Source organism: Trinickia terrae (assembly GCF_005144415.1).
In the GTDB taxonomy this organism is placed as follows: domain Bacteria; phylum Pseudomonadota; class Gammaproteobacteria; order Burkholderiales; family Burkholderiaceae; genus Trinickia_A; species Trinickia_A terrae.
This window is the reverse complement of the sequence record NZ_SWJE01000026.1, coordinates 42239-58840: the sequence shown is the minus strand read 5'-3', so window position 1 is coordinate 58840 and position 16602 is coordinate 42239. Positions and strand designations below refer to the sequence as shown.

The window sequence follows — 16602 nt, the reverse complement described above, 5'->3', positions numbered from 1 at the left end:
TGAATATGAAACACATCCGGACTCGCCGGAAACTCCCCCTTCACCGCGTTGCGCACCTCATCCCACCACACCAGCTTCTTGACCCGCTCGATCTCCGCATCGTGATACGGCTCCTTCGCCACGCGCCGCAGCACCTGCTCGAAGAAACTCAAATACTCGCCCTGGCTCGCCCACTCGCTGCGATGCTTCGGGATCAACCGCGACGCCCGAAAGCGCAGCCACTTCTCCCGCTTGTGCGTGCGCAGCTCGTCAGCCGCCTGCTTCTCGTCGCGCCTCGGCGACAGCAGCCGATACACGTTGCACGCCAGCGGTTTGAGCTTGTCGACATTGCCTGTCGCCGGCTTGTCTTCGCATAGCACGTGGTCCAGCCATGCATCGACCGTGTTGAAGATCGTCGGATTGCCCGCGTCGGCGCCGCTCACCGTCTCGAAGTCCATCCATCCGTGGGGCGATTCGCGCGTCACACCACCCTTCGGTGGCATTTGCCGGTTACGCACCCACCCACTGATGTCGGCATCGCGGCTGTTGGCGCTCGTCACGCGCCACCACGGCTGACCGCTTCCGAGCGCGTCGTCCTTCGGCCCCTTGTGGTCCGCCGGCAACGCATCGAGCGCGGCCTGGCTGTAGATCTGGACCACCGCGGTTTCTTCGGCGTTCGCGCCCTCGCCCTCGATCGAAGGGCGCGCAAAGAGTTTCACCCCCTTGTTGATGCGCAGCAGAGGAAGCTTGTTGAAGTCCGTGATCTTGCTCGCCACGGCGCGGCTTGCCTTCAGGAAACCCGGTAATTCGTCACCGCAGAACACCTCGATATGAACCATCCGGTGGTCATGCGCTGGATCAGCCGGTTGCCAGTACGGCCCGAGGTGGCCGATCAGTTCGCCCGCAGCAATGGGAATCGGCTTGGCAGGCACTATCACTCGATCGCACAGCACCTCCGACACCGTCTCGGTCAGCAGGGAATGTCCGCGCTCCTTGCCCAGATACACCCAGCCGTTTTCCGCACCAGGCCGCACGAAGCTCGCCACCTGTGGCGGCATGAGCGTGCCGGACTCGATCTGCTCGATTTTTCCCCACTTCCCGCTGCGATCCCGCTCGCCGATGCGCACGCACGCGCCGCGCGGCAAGATGCCCAGCACAGTTCGGCCGCCCGCCGCATCCCGGACGTTCAGCCCCACTTGGCCTGATTGCGCCGCACCGTGATGCGCATCGGCTTTGGGCTTGTCGATGGCGTGCTGCGTCACCGCGTGGGACCGTGTCCAATATGCCGGCGGCGGCATCGACTTCTGCCGGTACTCCGCGACGCTCTGAAGGTGCATGTACAGGCTGAAAAACGTCAGCCGGTTGTTCGCCGGATATTCGAGCGTGTGGCGCACCAGCGTGAACGCCGAGCTGTAGTGGCCCGTCTGTGCAGGCTCGCCGCCGCCCGCAGGAATGTGACTCGCGAGCGCGAGGCGATTCGTTTGGTATGCGATCACTTCGCCAGCCGCGATGCAACGCACGCCGTACGGCAAATCCAGGTGCTTGCCGGCCCCCTCCGCTGACACGTGAATGCCGCCATGCCACATCCCCGAGCCGCTCACCGCAAAGTTCCCGCTTCCCTCGTCGGCGAGCCACTCGTAGAACACATGCTCGTCGACGATCTCCTTGCCCTTCGCGTCGCGGAACGGAAAGGCAAAGCCAGTCATTTTGGGTTCGAATTGTTTCTCCATCTCTCCGTACTTTGCATTCCGAAATTATTATTCCCGACGTCACCATATATGACAACCGAGCCGAACTGAGAGAATGGACAGTAACGCCTTTCAGCCAATGTTACAACCCGCTTTCGCAACCAAGGCCGGCGAACTAGTCTTCGGCACGCACCGGCAATTCGGCCAGCAACGGGTCCGCACACGTCACACCGCCATCCCGCCCCGCCGTCCAATACTCCGTCACCACCCCGATCTCCTCCGACACGAACCTCCCGCCGCCCGTCTCGCGATAATGCGCGAGCGCCTTATAGACGATCCCCGCCCTCATCAGCACGATCGGCACGTTCAGCAGCACCATCACGATGTTCATCAGATCGGAAAGCGCCCACAGGTTCGGCAGCTCGATCCCCGCGAGCACCGTCAGCGCGCCGAACGGCACGAACACGAGCGAGCCCGCCACGCGAATCCCCTTGATGAAAACCGCGCTGCGCGAGATGAAATTCGCCGAGATTTCCGCAAACGAAATCATGCCGAGCAAGGTGGTGAACGCAAACAGCCCATAGCACGCGCACATCACGATCTGCACGACATGCCCCACCGGCGCCGGCACGAGCGAGCGCACCGAAGCCAGATAAACCGTGATCTTCGAAGCCCGGATCGACTCCCACGCCTGCCCGTCGACGGTATCCGTCCAGACGTGCGCCATCACGACGATGAAGCCCGTCAGCGTGCAGATCACCATCGTGTCGAAGAACACGCCGAGGCTCTGCACGAAGCCTTGCTCGCAGGGATGGTCGTTATCGGCGATCGCCGCGGCCATCGTGATCGTCCCCTGCCCCGCCTCGTTCGACATCAGCCCGCGCTTGACGCCCTGCGCCAGCGCCGTGCCGATCGCGCCGCCAAAGAGCGCGTGCGGCGCGAACGCCCCGGCCACGACTTCGCGAAAGAAATACGGAATCAGCGGCAAATTGATGACGACGATGATGAACGAGCACGCGATGACGAGGCCGACGGCGATGCAGTGGTACACCGTCGACTGCCGCGCGAGATGCTTGCCGGTCACGGTATCGGCGATCGTGCCGATGGCCGTGTAAAGATGGCATTGACCAAAACGGCATCGACCACGAATGCTCAAGCGCCGCCCGCGCGCTCGACGATCGCGGCCATCGTCGCCACCTGCGCATAGTCCATCGCGAGATTGGCAAGCGAGAGCGCATGCACGTCCTCGGCGGACCACAGCCGGCCGTTGAGATCGCGCAGGTCGAAGGTGAACGAGGCGTCCTCGACGACGATCGCCTCGAAACCGAGATTGCCCGCCGAGCGCGCGGTGGACTCCACGGAATTGTTCGTCGCGACGCCGGCGATAACCAGCTGACGAATGCCGCGCACGCGCAGCCAACGCTCAAGGCCGCTCGCGGCGAAAGCGTCCGGCACGTTCTTCTCGACCACGTGCTCGTGCGCGAGCGGCATGAGCGCGTCCTGGAACTCCGCGCCGCGCTGGCCCGGACGAAACGGCGAAGTCTCCGAGCGTGAGATGTGCCGCACATGCACGACCGGCCGCGCCGTGCGGCGCCAAAGCGCCAACAGCGTCTCGGCGCGAGCCTCGGCATCGGGATGGTTGCGGCGTCCGGCGGCGGGTTCGCGCATGCCCTTTTGCAAATCGATGAGAACGAGCGCGGCGCAAGAGTCGATCGGCTTCATCGCGGGTGCAATAGGTCAGTTGATTGGAAACCGCTCATTTTACGGACTCGCGGTCATTGCGCTTGCTGCGCTGCATCGCGCGTTGCACAATCGGAAGCGTCTTCCCCCGCGGCCCCGCACGATGACCTATGCCTCATCCGCCACCGGTGTGCTGCTCGCCGCCGGCCTCGGCTCACGCTTCGATCCGCTCGGTTTGCAAAACAAGCTGCTCGCGCCGCTTCCCGACGGCATGCCGGTCGCGCGCGCCGCCGCGCATCAGCTGCTGCTCACGGTGCCGCACGTGATCGCCGTCGTGCGGCCCGGCGCCGAGGCGCTCGCCCACGTGCTCAACGATGCGGGCTGCGATGTCGTGTTCTCGCTCGACGCCGAGCGCGGCATGGGCGCAAGCCTCGCCGCCGGCGTGCGCGCGAGCGGCGAAGCCGAAGGCTGGATCGTCGCGCTCGCCGACATGCCGTGGATCGCCCATGCGACGATCGATGCGGTCGCGCGCACGCTCGACGACGGCGCGTCGATCGTCGTGCCCATGTATCGCGGACAACGCGGGCATCCGGTCGGTTTTCACGCCGAGCATGGCGACTCGCTCGCCGCGCTCGACGGCGATGTCGGCGCGCGCAGCCTGCTGGCGTCGCACAGGGTCACGAAGATCGAAGTCGACGACGCGGGGATTCTGGGCGATGTCGACAAGCCGGAGGATTTGCGGCGGTGAATCTTGCTACGGCCGCCATCAAATACTGTATATTTATACAGTATTTGATGGCGGCGCGGTGCGCAGGAGAAGCCGATGAAAAGCATCCGAATCGAACCCTCATTCGCCGCGTGGCGGCGCTTCGCGCGAACGCTGCTTCTGGAGGCCGCCGCTCCGCATGAAGTCGAGTGGATCGAAGCCGGCGGTAGTGCAGCCCTGCTGACCGCCAACGGCATGCCCGCATTTGCCGAAAGTTCAGCGGAAGCAGAAACGGAAACGGAAGCGCCGAATACCGCCACGGCTACCGCCGCCCCCGCTGCGTCCGTCGCTCTTACCATCCCCCGCTCCCTGCTCACCAGGCTCGAAGCGGCCGCCTGCTATCGAGCGCCCGATCGCTGGGCCTTTCTCTATCGCATCCTGTGGCGCTGGGCCCAAGGCCAGCGTTCGGTCATCTCCGAGCAGGACGCCGACGGCGCGCGCCTCGCCATGCGCATCCGCGAAGTCGACAAGGAGCTCCAGCAGATGCAGGCCCTGCTGCGCTTCAGGCGCCGCGCGCCGCCGCTGGGTCCGCCCGAATTCGTCGGCTGGTTCGAGCCGCGGCACGACGTGCTCGAGCGCGCCGCCCCGCATTTCGCGAAACGCATGGGCCGCTCGAGCTGGGTCATCGCCACGCCCTGCGGCGCGGCCTTCTGGGACGGCGCGCTGTTGCGCGTCGACCGCACGACCGAGCCCGAAGAAGCGCTGACGTCGCTCAGCTCGACCGGCGAAGCGGCCACCGGCGACGCCGCGGAAGCCCTATGGCTCGCGTATTACGAAAGCACCTTCAACCCGGACTACCCCTACGAGGCCGCGTTGCCGTCGCACCTGCCCGTGCGCTACTGGAAGCCGCCCGCGAACGGCCGGCACTCGCCCGCGTTTGCCGTGAGGCCGCTCGCCAGCTCGCGGCAGGCGGCGCAGGCGGCGCCAGCCTCGTCCACGGTCAGCGTCCCCGCGCCCGAGCCCAAGCCCCCCGCCGCTTCCCCGGGCTCGCGCGCGCCGCCCGCCTCGCTTGCGGCCTGCAAGCTCTGCGGAATATGGCGCAGCAAGTGGAAGCCGGTCGCGGGCGCAGGCCCGGTCCCCGCGGCGATCATGCTGGTCGGCGAGCAGCCCGGCGAGCAGGACGAGATCGCCGGCGAACCGCTGCGCGGCGCAGCGGGCGAATTGCTCGACGAAGTGTTGCGCCGCGCGGAGCTCGAGCGCTCCGGGCTCTACCTGACGAATGCGCTCAAGCATGGGAAATGGGACGTGCTGGACTCGCCCAGGCAGACGGCCCACGGACAAAGCACGATCCGCGTGCACAAGACGCCCCCGCCCAGCGAAGTCGAGGCCTGCGGCTATTGGCTCGACGACGAGCTGAAGCGCGTGCAGCCGCGCGCCATCGTGGCGCTCGGCACGACGGCCCTGCGCGCGCTGACGCGGCAGCCGCTCAGCCTGTCGGAGTACCTCGGACAAACCGTTTCGCACGACGGCTGGCTGATCGTGCCGACCTATCATCCGGCGTATGCGCTGCGCACGTCCGACGCGAAGCTGCGCGAAGAGATCGTCGCGACCCTCGTCGCCGCGCTCGTGCGGGCGCGCCAACTGGCCGCAAAAAACGCAGCGAAGCGCGCACGGGATGACGTATAACTCATGACAAGGGCGCTTGACCCGCCCTCTTCCTTCGCAGGTGAGCTCATGAGCTACAGCATGCACACCACGCCGATTCCCGAGCGGCCCGCCGATCCGACACGCGATCCCGAAGGCGATCCGTTCGTGCCGCCATCGCCGGGACACCACAACGACGAGCCGCAGCGCCCCGAAGGCCCGCCCGACAAGGACCCGGTCTGAACGGCCCGTCCGCAAGCCGTTCACAGCCCGGTTCATTCATACAAATAATGGGAAAGATTAGGGGTTTCCCCTAGCTAATCCATATCAGTTGTGCTGCCGTCATCTCGGATGGGCGCGGCCTTTCAATCCCAAGCGAAAGGCCGTTGACTGACCGACCACTCGAGAAAGCAACTCATGCATAAACTGACCTTGAACCAGAAGCTCGGCTCGATGATCGCCGTGCTGTGGATCGGCCTCGTGCTGATCGGCGTGCTGGGCGCGTGGCAGAACCGCGCGTCGACGCTGGCCGACCGGCGCGATCAGTTGGTCTCGCTCGTCGACGAAGCGACGAGCATCGCCAACTTCTACTACACGGCGTCCCAGCAGCACACGATGAGCGAAGACGACGCCAAGAAAAAAGCGCTCGAAACGATCTCCAAGCTGCGCTACGGCAAGGACGGCTACTTCGCGGTCAACGATTCGCAAGCCACCATGCTGATGCATCCGTTCAAGCCGGAGCTGGTCGGCAAGAACATGGCGAACTTCAAGGACCCGAGCGGCCGCAACCTGTTCACGGACATCGTGAGGGCCGCGAACCAGGACGGCGGCGGCTTCGTCAGCTACGACTGGCCGAAGCCGGGCCACGACCAGCCGGTCGCGAAGACGAGCTACTCGCGGCGCTTTGCCCCGTGGGACTGGTGCCTCGTCACCGGCATGTACATGGACGATGTGCAGGACACCGTGATCGCAGGCGCGCTGCGCTGGTTCGGCATCATCGCCGTGCTCGGCATCGTGGCCACCATCGCGGTGGTGCTCTTGCTGCGCAGCGTGCGCCGCAGCCTCGGCGGCGACATCGAGCTCGCGGTCGAGTCCGCGCAGCGCATCGCGCAAGGCGACCTCACGGTGCGCGTGCCGCTCCAGCACGGCGACGACTTCAGCCTGATGCACGCGCTCGCGACGATGCGCGAAGGGCTGGTTGCCGCCGTCAGCCGGGTGCGCACCGGCACCGAGAACATCAACGTCGGCGCCAACGAAATCGCAGCGGGCAATACCGACCTGTCCCAGCGCACCGAGCAGCAGGCCGCGGCGCTCGTGCAGACGGCGTCGAGCATGGATCAGATGACGTCGAACGTGAAGCAGAGCGCCGAAAGCGCGACCCAGGCCGCGCGCCTGGCCGAGCAGGCCGCGGGCGTCGCGATGCGCGGCAGCAGCGTCGTCGACGACGTCGTGCGCACGATGAGCGAAATCACCTCGAGCTCGCAGAAAATCGGCGACATCATCGGCGTGATCGACGGCATCGCGTTCCAGACCAACATCCTCGCGCTGAACGCAGCCGTCGAAGCGGCGCGCGCCGGCGAGCAGGGGCGCGGCTTCGCCGTCGTCGCCTCGGAAGTGCGCAGCCTCGCGCAGCGCTCGGCGACCGCGGCGAAGGAGATCAAGGTGCTGATCGAATCGTCGACGCACACCGTCGATCAGGGCGCGGCGCTCGTCGCGAACGCGGGCTCGACGATGGGCGAGATCGTGCAGTCCGTGCGGCGCGTCAACGAGATCCTCGAAGAGATCAGCCATGCGGCGCGCGAGCAAAGCGCCGGCATCGAGCAGGTGAACCGCGCGGTCGGCGAGATGGATCAGGTCACGCAGCAAAATGCCGCGCTCGTCGAAGAGGCCGCGGCGGCGGCGCACTCGCTCAAGGATCAGGTGGGCTCGCTGCGCGAAGCGATCTCGAGCTTTGCGTTGCCGGCCTGATCGTCAAATCCCGCCTCAAGTCTGAACGGACCGTGCGGCTTCCCAGCGAGCGCCGCACGCCCCCCTCCTCCTACGCTTTCTTCACATACGCGTTGCACCATCCCTTCGCATAGACCGGCTTGCCGCCATAGGTCACGCACGGACCAGTCGCGGCGCCGGGCTTGCCTTGATGGAGCTGGCAACTGACGCAGGTCTGTCCCTGCACGTATTTCGGAAACCGGGTCTTGCCGACCTGCGCGGCATCGGCCTTGTAGCCGAGCGCCTGCGCGGTCGGATCGCGCTCCGAAAGCAGCGGCGCATCCGAGCGCGCCTCGCCGGGAAGGAAGACCGCCGAGGCGGCGGATGCAGCGACTATCATGAAACGACGACGGGAAATGGGCATCTCGATGCCCCCTTTTGCAAAAGAGTCGGCGGCGCACTTCCCTGAATCGAAAGGCAACGGCCGCCGGCGCAATACGCATGCCGGCGCCGCTTCTCCCGTTTTCCGTTAGCCGCCTGCTGAAGACGCCAGACGGCCGGCATATTTCGAACCCGGCTCGCCACGCCGGAGGAGAGGTCCATGCGAGCGATGGTTTTCGACGGAAGCACGCCGGTTTTGCAGGAACGCGAGGTGCCCGATCCGCAACCGGCCGCCGATCAGTTGCTGATCGACATTCATGCGTGCGGCGTCTGCCGCACCGACCTGCACGTGATCGACGGCGAGCTCGCGCATCCGAAACGGCCGCTGATCCCGGGACACGAAATCGTCGGCACCGTGGCCGCGCTCGGGCGCGACGTCACCGGGTTTGCGATCGGCGAGAGGGTCGGCGTGCCGTGGACCGGCCAGACCTGCGGCCATTGCCGCTACTGCGCAAGCGGCAGGGAGAACCTTTGCGAGACGCCCGGCTTCACCGGCTACACGCTCGACGGCGGCTACGCCGAGCGCACCGTCGCCGACAGCCGCTACTGCTTCCGTTTGCCCGCGCGCTATCCGGATCTCGACGCCGCGCCGCTCCTGTGCGCGGGCCTCATCGGCTACCGCACGCTCGCAATGGCGGGCGACGCCCGGCGCATCGGCATCTACGGTTTCGGCGCGGCCGCGCACATCGTCGCGCAGGTCGCGCGTCACCAGGGCCGCGAGGTCTACGCATTCACGCGCCCCGGCGCGACGGCTTCGCAGCAGTTCGCGCTCGAGCTGGGCGTGACCTGGGCCGGCGGCAGCGACGAGACCGCGCCGGCGGCGCTCGATGCCGCGCTGATCTTCGCGCCTGCCGGCTCGCTGATACCGGCCGCGCTGCGCGCGGTGGCCAAGGGCGGCATCGTCGTGTGCGGCGGCATTCACATGAGCGACGTGCCGTCGTTTCCTTACGCGCTGTTGTGGGGCGAGCGCCGCGTCGCGTCGGTCGCCAACCTCACGCGCGCGGACGGTCATGCGTTCATGCAAATCGCGGCACAAACACCCTTGCAGATCAAGACGACGCCCTACCCGCTCGCCGACGCGAACCGCGCCTTGGACGACCTGCGCAGCGGAAGGCTCGCGGGCGCGGCGGTGTTGACGACGCGCTGAGCGATCATGCGCCCGGCGCGCCGCCGGGGCGCTCGAAATAGCGAGGCAAGCGGCACACTCCTTGGCGATGCCAATGACGATGGCGCGAAGCCGTCAGTCCTTGATGACGATGACCACGCCCGGCGCCGCGAAGGCGTCGATGCGTCCCGCGCGAACGTCCAGCGTCAACTGCTTGAGCGAATCGATGCGCTGCTGAAGCTCTCTGCGCTCGCCGTCCGTCGCGGCTTCCTTGTGCTGAAAAACGAACTGGTCCAAGGTCGCAACGAGATAGGCGACGGCTCCCCGGCGAGACATGAAACGGCGCTCCATACTGCTCCCGCGAAAATCAATGGCTTGCGCTGCGCGCCTGACGGTCGATGTTCAATACCGCAAGATACAAGTTCGTCAATTCCAGCAGCGTCGAGTGATACGGCCCCGGCATCGCGATGTCGTCCACGCACGCCATGGCGTCTTCGATGCCGTCGCGGAACGCCCGCTCGACCTCGACGCACTGCACCAGCGTGAGTTGCGGCAGCATCGCATCGAGCAGCTTGCTCATGACCACGACCTGCGCTCCGATTCGCGCGACACGCTCGACGTTCTTCGCCGAGGCCTGCCTCAGTGCTTCCATCCGTTTCTCATCCATCATCGTTCTTCACTCACGCTCACATCGATCATCCTACGCCGCGGCCGGCCCCGCTTCGCTGCGCCGGTCACGGCGCCTCCTCCATGGTTCTGCGGCGGCGATCGGGCGCGTCCGTACGGGCCTCGTCCCCGATCGCCCTCGCTGCCGTCAGAATGTCTCCCACACTTCTTCTGCGCTGTCCGCGGGCGCAGCGACAACCGCGCCTGCCGCGACGCCGGACGGCAGCGCGCTCGCCTTTGTCTGCTTGCGAGGCTGCGGTGCCGTGCGCGCGACGATGCGCGGCCGGCTCTGCGGCACCACCGCTCGCGACACGGCAAGCGGCGTGGCGGCCACGGCGCCGGCGAGCTTGAACACCGACACGGCATCCTTCAGGCTGCCCGCCTGCTCTTCGAGCGACTGCGCGGCCGCGGCGGCCTCTTCGACGAGCGCCGCATTCTGCTGCGTGACTTCATCCATCTGCGTGACAGCCTGGTTGACCTGCTCGATGCCGCGGCTCTGCTCTTCGGAGGCCGCGGCGATTTCGCCGACGATGTCCGAGACCTGCTTGATCGCCTGCTTGACCTGCCCCATCGTCGTGCCGACGTCGCCGGCCTGCTTCGCACCGTCCTCGATCATCGCGACCGACGAGCCGATCAGCTCCTTGATCTCCTTCGCCGCGGCGGCGCTGCGCTGCGCCAGGCTGCGCACCTCGCTCGCGACGACGGCGAAGCCGCGTCCCTGCTCGCCGGCGCGCGCGGCTTCCACCGCCGCGTTGAGCGCCAGAATGTTGGTCTGGAACGCGATGCCCTCGATCACGCCCGTGATTTCCGAAATCTTGCTCGAACTGCCGCTGATCTTCTCGATCGTGCCGACCATGCCCTGCACGGCGTCGTTGCCCGTGTCGGCCAGATCGGTCGCGCGCGTGGCCAGCGCATTGGCCTGCCGCGCGTTGTCGGCGTTCTGCTTCACGGTCTCGGTCAACTGCGTCATGCTGGCCGCCGTCTCTTCGAGCGAGCTTGCCTGCTGCTCAGTGCGCGCGGACAGATCGGTGTTGCCGCTCGAGATTTCCTGCGACGCGACCGTCACCGATTCGGTGGTTGCCTTGATCGCGCCGACGGTGTCGCAGAGCTGGCGGTCCATTTTGCGGAGCGCGTCGAGCAGCAGCCCGGTTTCGTCGCGCACGGAGCTCGCAACGTCGTTGCCGAGCTTGCCGTCCGCGATGTGATTCGCGACGCGCAGCGCGTCGTGCAGCGCGGCCGTGACCGCGCGCACCACGTACAGCCCGAGCGCGAGCGCGCCGAGGGCCACGACGGCGAGGGCCGCGATCGACAGATAGCGCGTGCGGACTGCGGCGTCGTCGTTGGCGTTCACTCGCGTCTGGGCCGTGGCCTGCACGTTGCGCTTCATGTCCGACAGGATGCCGAAGACCTGGTTGGCGTTGTCCTTCACTTCGAGCCGGTTGACTTCGGCCCCGCCCTTGATGTCGCCGGCCTCGATCTTTTCGACCTGATGCTTCATGCCGGCCTGCATGCGGTGGTAGGCACTCTGCAGGTTCGCGACGGTGGCCGCCTGCGCGCTGTCGCTGCTCGCCGCGAGCGCGTTCAGGTCCTTGTCCACGGCGGCAAAGCGTTCTTCGTTCTCGCGCTTCCAGTTGGCGATCGACGCCGGATCGCCGATGGCGATCATGCGCAGGATGTTGATGTCCGAGCGGGTCAGCAGACCGTCGATCTCGCCGATGGTCGCCCCGTTATGAAAGTCCTGCTGAAACAGCGCGGCCGAACGGTCGTTGGACTGGTCGAGCTGGACGAGGAGGAAAAGGCTCAGGCCTATCATGCCGAGCACGGCCATCACGATGACGGCCAAAAGTTTGTTGCGAACAGTCAGTTGCACTGATTGAACTCCATGGGTCGTAGGGTGTGTTGTCGTCTTGGGAAGCTTCCTGGGTCGAGCGTCCCGGTTCGGTTCGGCTCAGCTCTCGCGCACCATCGCTGCGAGATCGAGCCGATGGGAATCGTCGTCCGCAAGCACGCCCTGGATGTCCAGCACGATCAGCATGCGTTCGTCGCGCGAGGCGACGCCGACGATGTGCGCCGTCAACGCTGCTGTGCCCAGCTGCGGTGGCGGCATGATGTCTTGCGCGGCGATCTTCACCACGTCGGAGACCGCATCGACGACCACGCCGACGACGCGGTTCAGCACGTTCAGCACGATGACGATGGTCTGGTCGTTGTAGGTCGGGCTGGCGTTGCCGAAGCGGATGCGCAGGTCGAGGATCGGCACGATCACGCCGCGCAGGTTGAGGATGCCTTTGATGTGCGCCGGCGCGTTGGCGATATGCGTCACGTGGCTGTAGCCGCGAATTTCCTGCACGCAAAGAATGTCGATGGCGTAGTGCTCCGCGCCGAGCACGAACGCGAGGTATTCCCTCGCGGCGTGTTGGGCCGATGCCGGCGTCTGATGCAAACCGTTCGGCAACTGCCGTGTCTGGTTCATGTCCGTCCTGGATTCTTCGAAGTGGGTGGGCCCGTCCGTATGCGGGTGCCGCTGGTTGCCGTGCGAGCCTGGGTGCCGGTTCGACCCCAGGCCGCGAAATCGAAGTCCGCGGGTGAAAGCGCTTACATCGGAAGCTGTCTGAACGGTCAGGATCAGAAGGCTAGGCGAAAGTCTTTATATCGGTACTGCCCCAATAAGGCAGAGTCGGGCCGCACTGATTCTTCGGTAAGGATTCGCTTAATTTTTGCCAAGGCCTCAGGAGGAGGAAGTCTGAACCCGTTGATGAGCAAGGTTGCGCGGCGATGATCTAGGCCAGATTGCCGCGCCCTCGCTATTTGCCCGCGCCCGTCGGCCTCACGCAACTCAACACGAGCGTGCTGCCCGGCGTGGCTTCGGGGCTCAGCGCCGCGACATGGCGTTCGGTGTGATTACACTTCCACGCCGCCTGAAAATCGGCCTTGCATGCAGCCTGCAGCGGAACGGCAGGCGGCTGGTCGACGACATAGCGGCACGTCATCCGCCCATCGCATCGACGCGCGAGATCGCGCGTCGCATTGCTTTGCGGCGCGCCGCAATTTCCGCCATAAGTGCCCGACACGATTCGGATTTCACGCGCCTCGGCACCCCATGCGCTCACGAAGACGTCCGCGCCCAACATTACGAACGCGCTGCACAGCACGCCAACCCTGAAAACGGCGTTGCCGTACACACGAAGCGAATTCGCGCTCATCGCGTCCACTCCCCTTCCGCTGCGCCGAGCCGATGCAAGACTTTCGCGACCACCCCGTCGCACTGCCTGCCGCCAAACTCGAACAGATCGCGCTCGGCCAGGTCGATCTCGCGCGCGAGCGATTCGCGCAGCATGCTCTTCGCGCGAAAGTGCCGGCTGCGCACGGTCGCCTCGGGAATCGCGAGACACTGCGCAGTCTCCTCGACGCTCATTTCCTCGACCGAACGCAGCATGAAGACCACGCGAAACGCCTCGGGCAGCGCGTCGAGCTTGCGCTCGACGAGCGCTCGCACTTCGGCGCGCGCGGCGGCGTTGTCTGGAGAATCGGATTCATTCGCGCTCATGGCTTCGATATCCGCGGACGAAGGCAGCTCCACGATCGGAAAGACGTTCTGGCGGCGGTTCTCACGGCGCAGACGGCCAAAGCATTCGTTGAGCACGAGCCGCGCAAGCCAGGTGAAGAGCGCGGCGTCGCCGCGAAACCGGCCGATCGAGCGGTAGGCCGATACGTAGGCGTCCTGCAGCGCGTCCTCCGCCTCGGCGTCGTTGCGCAAAGCGGCGCGCGCCAGACGGTACAAGCGCCGGTTGTGGCGGCGCATCATCAGCTCGAACGCGGCGCGGTCGCCGGCGGCGATGCGGCGCGCGATCGACAGGTCGTCGTCGGCGGCGGACTGCAAGGCAGTGCGAGCACGGTCCATGAGGTCCTCGTCTCTTTGCGTCACCTGACGATCAGTGTGCCACGCATCGTCGGGTGGAAGTCGCACCCATAGGGAAAGCTCCCGGGCATGCGAGCGACGTAGCTCCAGGTCGCATTCGGCGCGATGCTGCGTGAGTCGAACGCTTTCGAGGCCGCGCTCGCCGTGTGCGGAAACAGGTCCTTGTTGACCCACACCACGCGATCGCCGCGCCGCACCGTCAGCACGGGCGGATCGAAGCGCATCTGCTCGATCGTGACGACGAACGTCGCGGGTGCGGCATCGGCATGAAGAGGCGCCGCCGTTGCGAGCAAAACGGCAATCGCAACGGCCAGCCCGACCCGCGCTCTCGCGCCCGAAGCGCCCCGGCGCTCACGCACCGCTCTTCCCCAGCGCTTGCTGCAGATGCTTGGCGTGGTCGAGATGCGCGATGAACGCCGGCCGCACTTTCACGAGCAGCGCCTTCAGCTCTGCGTTCTTGGCGCTCGGTATCAACGTCTTGTCGAGCGCGTCGATCACGCTCTCGTGATAGGCGACTTCGTGATCGATGTAGGCGCGATCGAATTGCAAGCCGCTCAGGGTCTTCAGGTTGGCGAGGTTCGCGTCGCCGCCAGTCTTGAGGCTCTGCGCCGTCGCGTTGTCTTCCGGCGTCACGCCGAGCTTGTGCACGAGGTCGACGGCCGCCTGGTTGACGCCCGTGTGGTCCGTGATCATGCGTTGCGCGAAGGCCTTGACGTCCTTCGACTGGGTTTTCGATTCCGCGAGCTTGCCCGCGTCGATGTCGACCTGGTTGGCGGTCACCACGATGGCCGCGATCTGCGGATCGGTGGGGCCGGCGCTTTGCGCCTGCGCCGCGCCGGCGAAAAAGGCCAAGGTCCCGAGCCAGGCAATGCTGATCAGCTTCATGAGAGGTCTCCTGTCGGCCGCGCGTCCGGCTCCGCGCCCGCGGCGCCGTATTTTTCGACGTTGCGGCCGGTTTCATGGCATTGGATGTCGCGTCGGAAACCCCTGTTCCGCGTTTCGCATTCATATTACGTTTTCATTACAATCACTGGCTTCACTCAGCCTCACGCGTTTGCACCCCGTACTCGGACCATGATCTTCAAGAAGAAAACGCAGTCGCAGGACCTCTACGCGCCGGTGGCGAAGAACGCAGTGCTCGCGCCGCGCTTGCCGGCCTGGCGCTCGACCTTCATCGTCGTGCTCGTGTTCATCGGCTTTTCCGCACTGGCCGCGCGCGCGTTCTGGATCCAGATCGCCAATCAGGACTTCTACGCCAATCAAGGACAGAAACGCTATCAGCGCACGATCGAGCTCGATGCGATGCGCGGGCGCATCGTCGACAGGCACGGCGCGCTGCTTGCCGTCAGCCTCGCCACGTACGAGATATGGGCGACGCCCAAGCTCGTCGACAAAGGCTGCTACCCGGCGCTCGCGAAGCTGCTCGATGTGCCGGTCGCGGAACTGGAACGGCGCCTGGACCCGAGCCGCTCGTTCGTGCTGCTCAAGCGTCAGATCGATGCCGACACCGCGAACAAGATCGCCGCGCTCGATCTCGCGGGTATCACCCAGCTTGCCGATTCGAAGCGCTTCTACCCGGAGGGGGAATCGGCCGCGCACGTGGTCGGCTTCACCGACATCGAGGACAAAGGTCAGGAAGGCGTCGAGCTCGCGGCCGACGCGCGCCTCGTCGGCGCACCCGGGCAGCGCGAAGTGATCCGCGACCGGCTCGGCCGCATCGTCTCCGATACGCGCCCGCTCGTGCCGCCGCAGAACGGCGCGACGGTGCGGCTCACGATCGACCGCCGCGTGCAACAGCTCGCGTTCGCACAACTGAAGGCGGCGGTCTCGCTGAATCACGCGGAGGCGGGCAGCGTCGTCGTGCTCGATGCGAAAAACGGCGATATTCTCGCGCTCGCGAACTACCCGACCTTCGATCCGAACGATCGCACGCGCCTGACGGGCACGCAGCTGCGCAACCGCGCGCTGACCGACACCTTCGAGCCCGGCTCGACGATCAAGCCGCTCGTCGTCGCGCTATCGATGGACGAAGGCAAGGTGGGGCCGCAGACGCTGATCAACACCGGGCCCGGCAGCTACAAGATCGGCCCGAGCGTGATCCACGACACCTCGAATCACGGCACGATCACGGTCGCCGAGGCGATCCAGAAGTCGAGCAACATCGCGCTCGCGAAGCTCGCGCTCTCGCTGCCGCCCGAGACGATCTGGACCAAGTACCAGGAGTATGGGCTCGGGCGCGCGCCGGACCTGACGTTCCCCGGCGTCGCCTCGGGCCGGCTGCGGCCCTACAAGCGCTGGCGGCCGATCGAGCAGGCGACGATGGCGTACGGCTATGGCCTCTCGACCTCGCTCCTGCAGATCGCGCAGATCTACACCGCGTATGCGGGCGACGGCACGTTGCACCCGGCGACGCTGCTCGTCGATAGCGATGCGGCCGCCGGCCTCGATGCAGGCTCCGGCGCACAAGCGGGCAACGGCAGCCCGTCGCGCCCGGGCACCCGCGTGACGAAGCCCGCCACTGCCGCTCAGATCCGCGCGATGCTGGAGATGGCGGTCGGCACGGGCGGCACGGGGCGCGCCGCGCAGGTCGCGGGCTACCGCGTCGGCGGCAAGACGGGGACGGCGCGCAAGCAGGCCGGCGCGTCGTACGCGAAGCACAAGTACCGGTCGCTCTTCGTAGGCATGGCGCCGATGAGCGATCCGCGCATCATCGTCGCGGTGATGATCGACGAACCTTCGGGACGCGGCTTCTACGGCGGGACCGTGGCCGGACCGGTGTTTTCCGCCGTGACGGGCGGGACGCTGCAGCTGTTCGGCGTGCCGCCCGATGCTTGATCGACGAGCCGGC

At 66.3% G+C, this 16602-nt stretch carries 17 protein-coding genes and 1 pseudogene; 6 read left to right on the top strand and 12 right to left on the bottom strand.

Annotation, left to right across the window (positions count from 1 at the left end):
* From FAZ69_RS31525 to FAZ69_RS31515, 3 genes and pseudogenes are all read right to left on the bottom strand, one after another.
* Positions 1 to 1685 (bottom strand): annotated as a pseudogene (locus FAZ69_RS31525) (chitinase); the annotation flags it as partial.
* 157 nt (positions 1686 to 1842) lie between these two features.
* Positions 1843 to 2823, bottom strand: a complete 981-nt coding sequence (locus FAZ69_RS31520) for an alanine:cation symporter family protein (protein WP_240702546.1) — start codon at positions 2821 to 2823, stop codon at positions 1843 to 1845.
* Positions 2820 to 3389 (bottom strand): cysteine hydrolase family protein, encoded by a 570-nt coding sequence (locus tag FAZ69_RS31515; protein WP_136899143.1) that lies wholly within the window; start codon positions 3387 to 3389, stop codon positions 2820 to 2822. The genes FAZ69_RS31520 and FAZ69_RS31515 overlap by 4 nt, the downstream gene beginning before the upstream one ends.
* A 121-nt stretch (positions 3390 to 3510) precedes the next feature.
* Between FAZ69_RS31515 and FAZ69_RS31510 the strand changes: the two genes are divergently transcribed.
* The 4 genes from FAZ69_RS31510 to FAZ69_RS31500 all read left to right on the top strand — a co-directional run bounded on the left by FAZ69_RS31510 (position 3511) and on the right by FAZ69_RS31500 (position 7665).
* Positions 3511 to 4095: a nucleotidyltransferase family protein gene (locus FAZ69_RS31510; RefSeq protein WP_136899141.1), complete on the top strand. Its 585-nt coding sequence runs from the start codon at positions 3511 to 3513 to the stop codon at positions 4093 to 4095.
* 75 nt (positions 4096 to 4170) lie between these two features.
* Positions 4171 to 5739, top strand: a complete 1569-nt coding sequence (locus tag FAZ69_RS31505; protein WP_136899138.1) for a TIGR03915 family putative DNA repair protein — start codon at positions 4171 to 4173, stop codon at positions 5737 to 5739.
* 48 nt (positions 5740 to 5787) lie between these two features.
* Positions 5788 to 5940, top strand: a complete 153-nt coding sequence (locus FAZ69_RS33505; RefSeq protein WP_169708832.1) for a hypothetical protein — start codon at positions 5788 to 5790, stop codon at positions 5938 to 5940.
* Positions 5941 to 6123: 183 nt separating this feature from the next.
* Entirely contained in the window at positions 6124 to 7665 is a 1542-nt protein-coding gene (locus tag FAZ69_RS31500; protein ID WP_136899147.1) for a methyl-accepting chemotaxis protein, read from the top strand.
* A gap of 70 nt (positions 7666 to 7735) precedes the next feature.
* Here the strand turns inward: FAZ69_RS31500 and FAZ69_RS31495 are convergent, their stop codons facing one another.
* On the bottom strand, positions 7736 to 8047 hold the full coding sequence (locus FAZ69_RS31495; RefSeq protein WP_136899136.1) for a high-potential iron-sulfur protein: 312 nt from the start codon (positions 8045 to 8047) through the stop codon (positions 7736 to 7738).
* A 177-nt stretch (positions 8048 to 8224) separates the two neighbouring features.
* Between FAZ69_RS31495 and FAZ69_RS31490 the strand changes: the two genes are divergently transcribed.
* Positions 8225 to 9211 (top strand): zinc-dependent alcohol dehydrogenase family protein, encoded by a 987-nt coding sequence (locus tag FAZ69_RS31490; RefSeq protein ID WP_136899134.1) that lies wholly within the window; start codon positions 8225 to 8227, stop codon positions 9209 to 9211.
* A gap of 93 nt (positions 9212 to 9304) precedes the next feature.
* On the opposite strand, the gene FAZ69_RS31485 is transcribed toward FAZ69_RS31490, so the two are convergent.
* The 8 genes from FAZ69_RS31485 to FAZ69_RS31450 all read right to left on the bottom strand — a co-directional run bounded on the left by FAZ69_RS31485 (position 9305) and on the right by FAZ69_RS31450 (position 14639).
* Entirely contained in the window at positions 9305 to 9505 is a 201-nt protein-coding gene (locus FAZ69_RS31485) for a hypothetical protein (protein WP_136899132.1), read from the bottom strand.
* 31 nt (positions 9506 to 9536) lie between these two features.
* Positions 9537 to 9821 carry a hypothetical protein gene (locus tag FAZ69_RS31480; protein WP_136899130.1) on the bottom strand — a complete coding sequence of 95 codons (285 nt, stop codon included), beginning with the start codon at positions 9819 to 9821 and terminating at the stop codon, positions 9537 to 9539.
* Positions 9822 to 9983: 162 nt separating this feature from the next.
* A complete protein-coding gene (locus tag FAZ69_RS31475; protein WP_255451595.1) occupies positions 9984 to 11705 on the bottom strand; it encodes a methyl-accepting chemotaxis protein in 1722 nt (573 codons plus the stop codon).
* 78 nt (positions 11706 to 11783) lie between these two features.
* Entirely contained in the window at positions 11784 to 12308 is a 525-nt protein-coding gene (locus tag FAZ69_RS31470) for a chemotaxis protein CheW (RefSeq protein ID WP_136899128.1), read from the bottom strand.
* 331 nt (positions 12309 to 12639) lie between these two features.
* On the bottom strand, positions 12640 to 13038 hold the full coding sequence (locus FAZ69_RS31465; protein ID WP_136899126.1) for a hypothetical protein: 399 nt from the start codon (positions 13036 to 13038) through the stop codon (positions 12640 to 12642).
* Positions 13035 to 13736 (bottom strand): RNA polymerase sigma factor, encoded by a 702-nt coding sequence (locus FAZ69_RS31460; protein WP_136899124.1) that lies wholly within the window; start codon positions 13734 to 13736, stop codon positions 13035 to 13037. The genes FAZ69_RS31465 and FAZ69_RS31460 overlap by 4 nt, the downstream gene beginning before the upstream one ends.
* 20 nt (positions 13737 to 13756) lie before the next feature.
* A complete protein-coding gene (locus tag FAZ69_RS31455; RefSeq protein ID WP_136899122.1) occupies positions 13757 to 14113 on the bottom strand; it encodes a cupredoxin domain-containing protein in 357 nt (118 codons plus the stop codon).
* A complete protein-coding gene (locus tag FAZ69_RS31450) occupies positions 14106 to 14639 on the bottom strand; it encodes a DUF4142 domain-containing protein (RefSeq protein ID WP_136899120.1) in 534 nt (177 codons plus the stop codon). Before FAZ69_RS31450 ends, FAZ69_RS31455 begins: the two co-directional genes overlap by 8 nt.
* 189 nt (positions 14640 to 14828) lie before the next feature.
* Here FAZ69_RS31450 and FAZ69_RS31445 point away from each other — a divergent pair, with 189 nt between their 5' ends.
* On the top strand, positions 14829 to 16589 hold the full coding sequence (locus FAZ69_RS31445; protein ID WP_136899118.1) for a peptidoglycan D,D-transpeptidase FtsI family protein: 1761 nt from the start codon (positions 14829 to 14831) through the stop codon (positions 16587 to 16589).
* Positions 16590 to 16602: the final 13 nt, after the last annotated feature.

Excerpts from the sequence above, each read along its gene's own strand:
- FAZ69_RS31510 (WP_136899141.1), top strand. The coding sequence starts at position 3,511 with ATGACCTATGCCTCATCCGCCACCGGTGTGCTGCTCGCCGCCGGCCTC.
- FAZ69_RS31490 (WP_136899134.1), top strand. The coding sequence starts at position 8,225 with ATGCGAGCGATGGTTTTCGACGGAAGCACGCCGGTTTTGCAGGAACGC.
- FAZ69_RS31465 (WP_136899126.1), bottom strand. The coding sequence starts at position 13,038 with ATGAGCGCGAATTCGCTTCGTGTGTACGGCAACGCCGTTTTCAGGGTT.
- FAZ69_RS31495 (WP_136899136.1), bottom strand. The coding sequence starts at position 8,047 with ATGCCCATTTCCCGTCGTCGTTTCATGATAGTCGCTGCATCCGCCGCC.
- FAZ69_RS31470 (WP_136899128.1), bottom strand. The coding sequence starts at position 12,308 with ATGAACCAGACACGGCAGTTGCCGAACGGTTTGCATCAGACGCCGGCA.
- FAZ69_RS31445 (WP_136899118.1), top strand. The coding sequence starts at position 14,829 with ATGATCTTCAAGAAGAAAACGCAGTCGCAGGACCTCTACGCGCCGGTG.
- FAZ69_RS31505 (WP_136899138.1), top strand. The coding sequence starts at position 4,171 with ATGAAAAGCATCCGAATCGAACCCTCATTCGCCGCGTGGCGGCGCTTC.
- FAZ69_RS31450 (WP_136899120.1), bottom strand. The coding sequence starts at position 14,639 with ATGAAGCTGATCAGCATTGCCTGGCTCGGGACCTTGGCCTTTTTCGCC.
- FAZ69_RS31480 (WP_136899130.1), bottom strand. The coding sequence starts at position 9,821 with ATGGAAGCACTGAGGCAGGCCTCGGCGAAGAACGTCGAGCGTGTCGCG.
- FAZ69_RS31485 (WP_136899132.1), bottom strand. The coding sequence starts at position 9,505 with ATGTCTCGCCGGGGAGCCGTCGCCTATCTCGTTGCGACCTTGGACCAG.
- FAZ69_RS31460 (WP_136899124.1), bottom strand. The coding sequence starts at position 13,736 with ATGGACCGTGCTCGCACTGCCTTGCAGTCCGCCGCCGACGACGACCTG.
- FAZ69_RS33505 (WP_169708832.1), top strand. The coding sequence starts at position 5,788 with ATGAGCTACAGCATGCACACCACGCCGATTCCCGAGCGGCCCGCCGAT.
- FAZ69_RS31515 (WP_136899143.1), bottom strand. The coding sequence starts at position 3,389 with ATGAAGCCGATCGACTCTTGCGCCGCGCTCGTTCTCATCGATTTGCAA.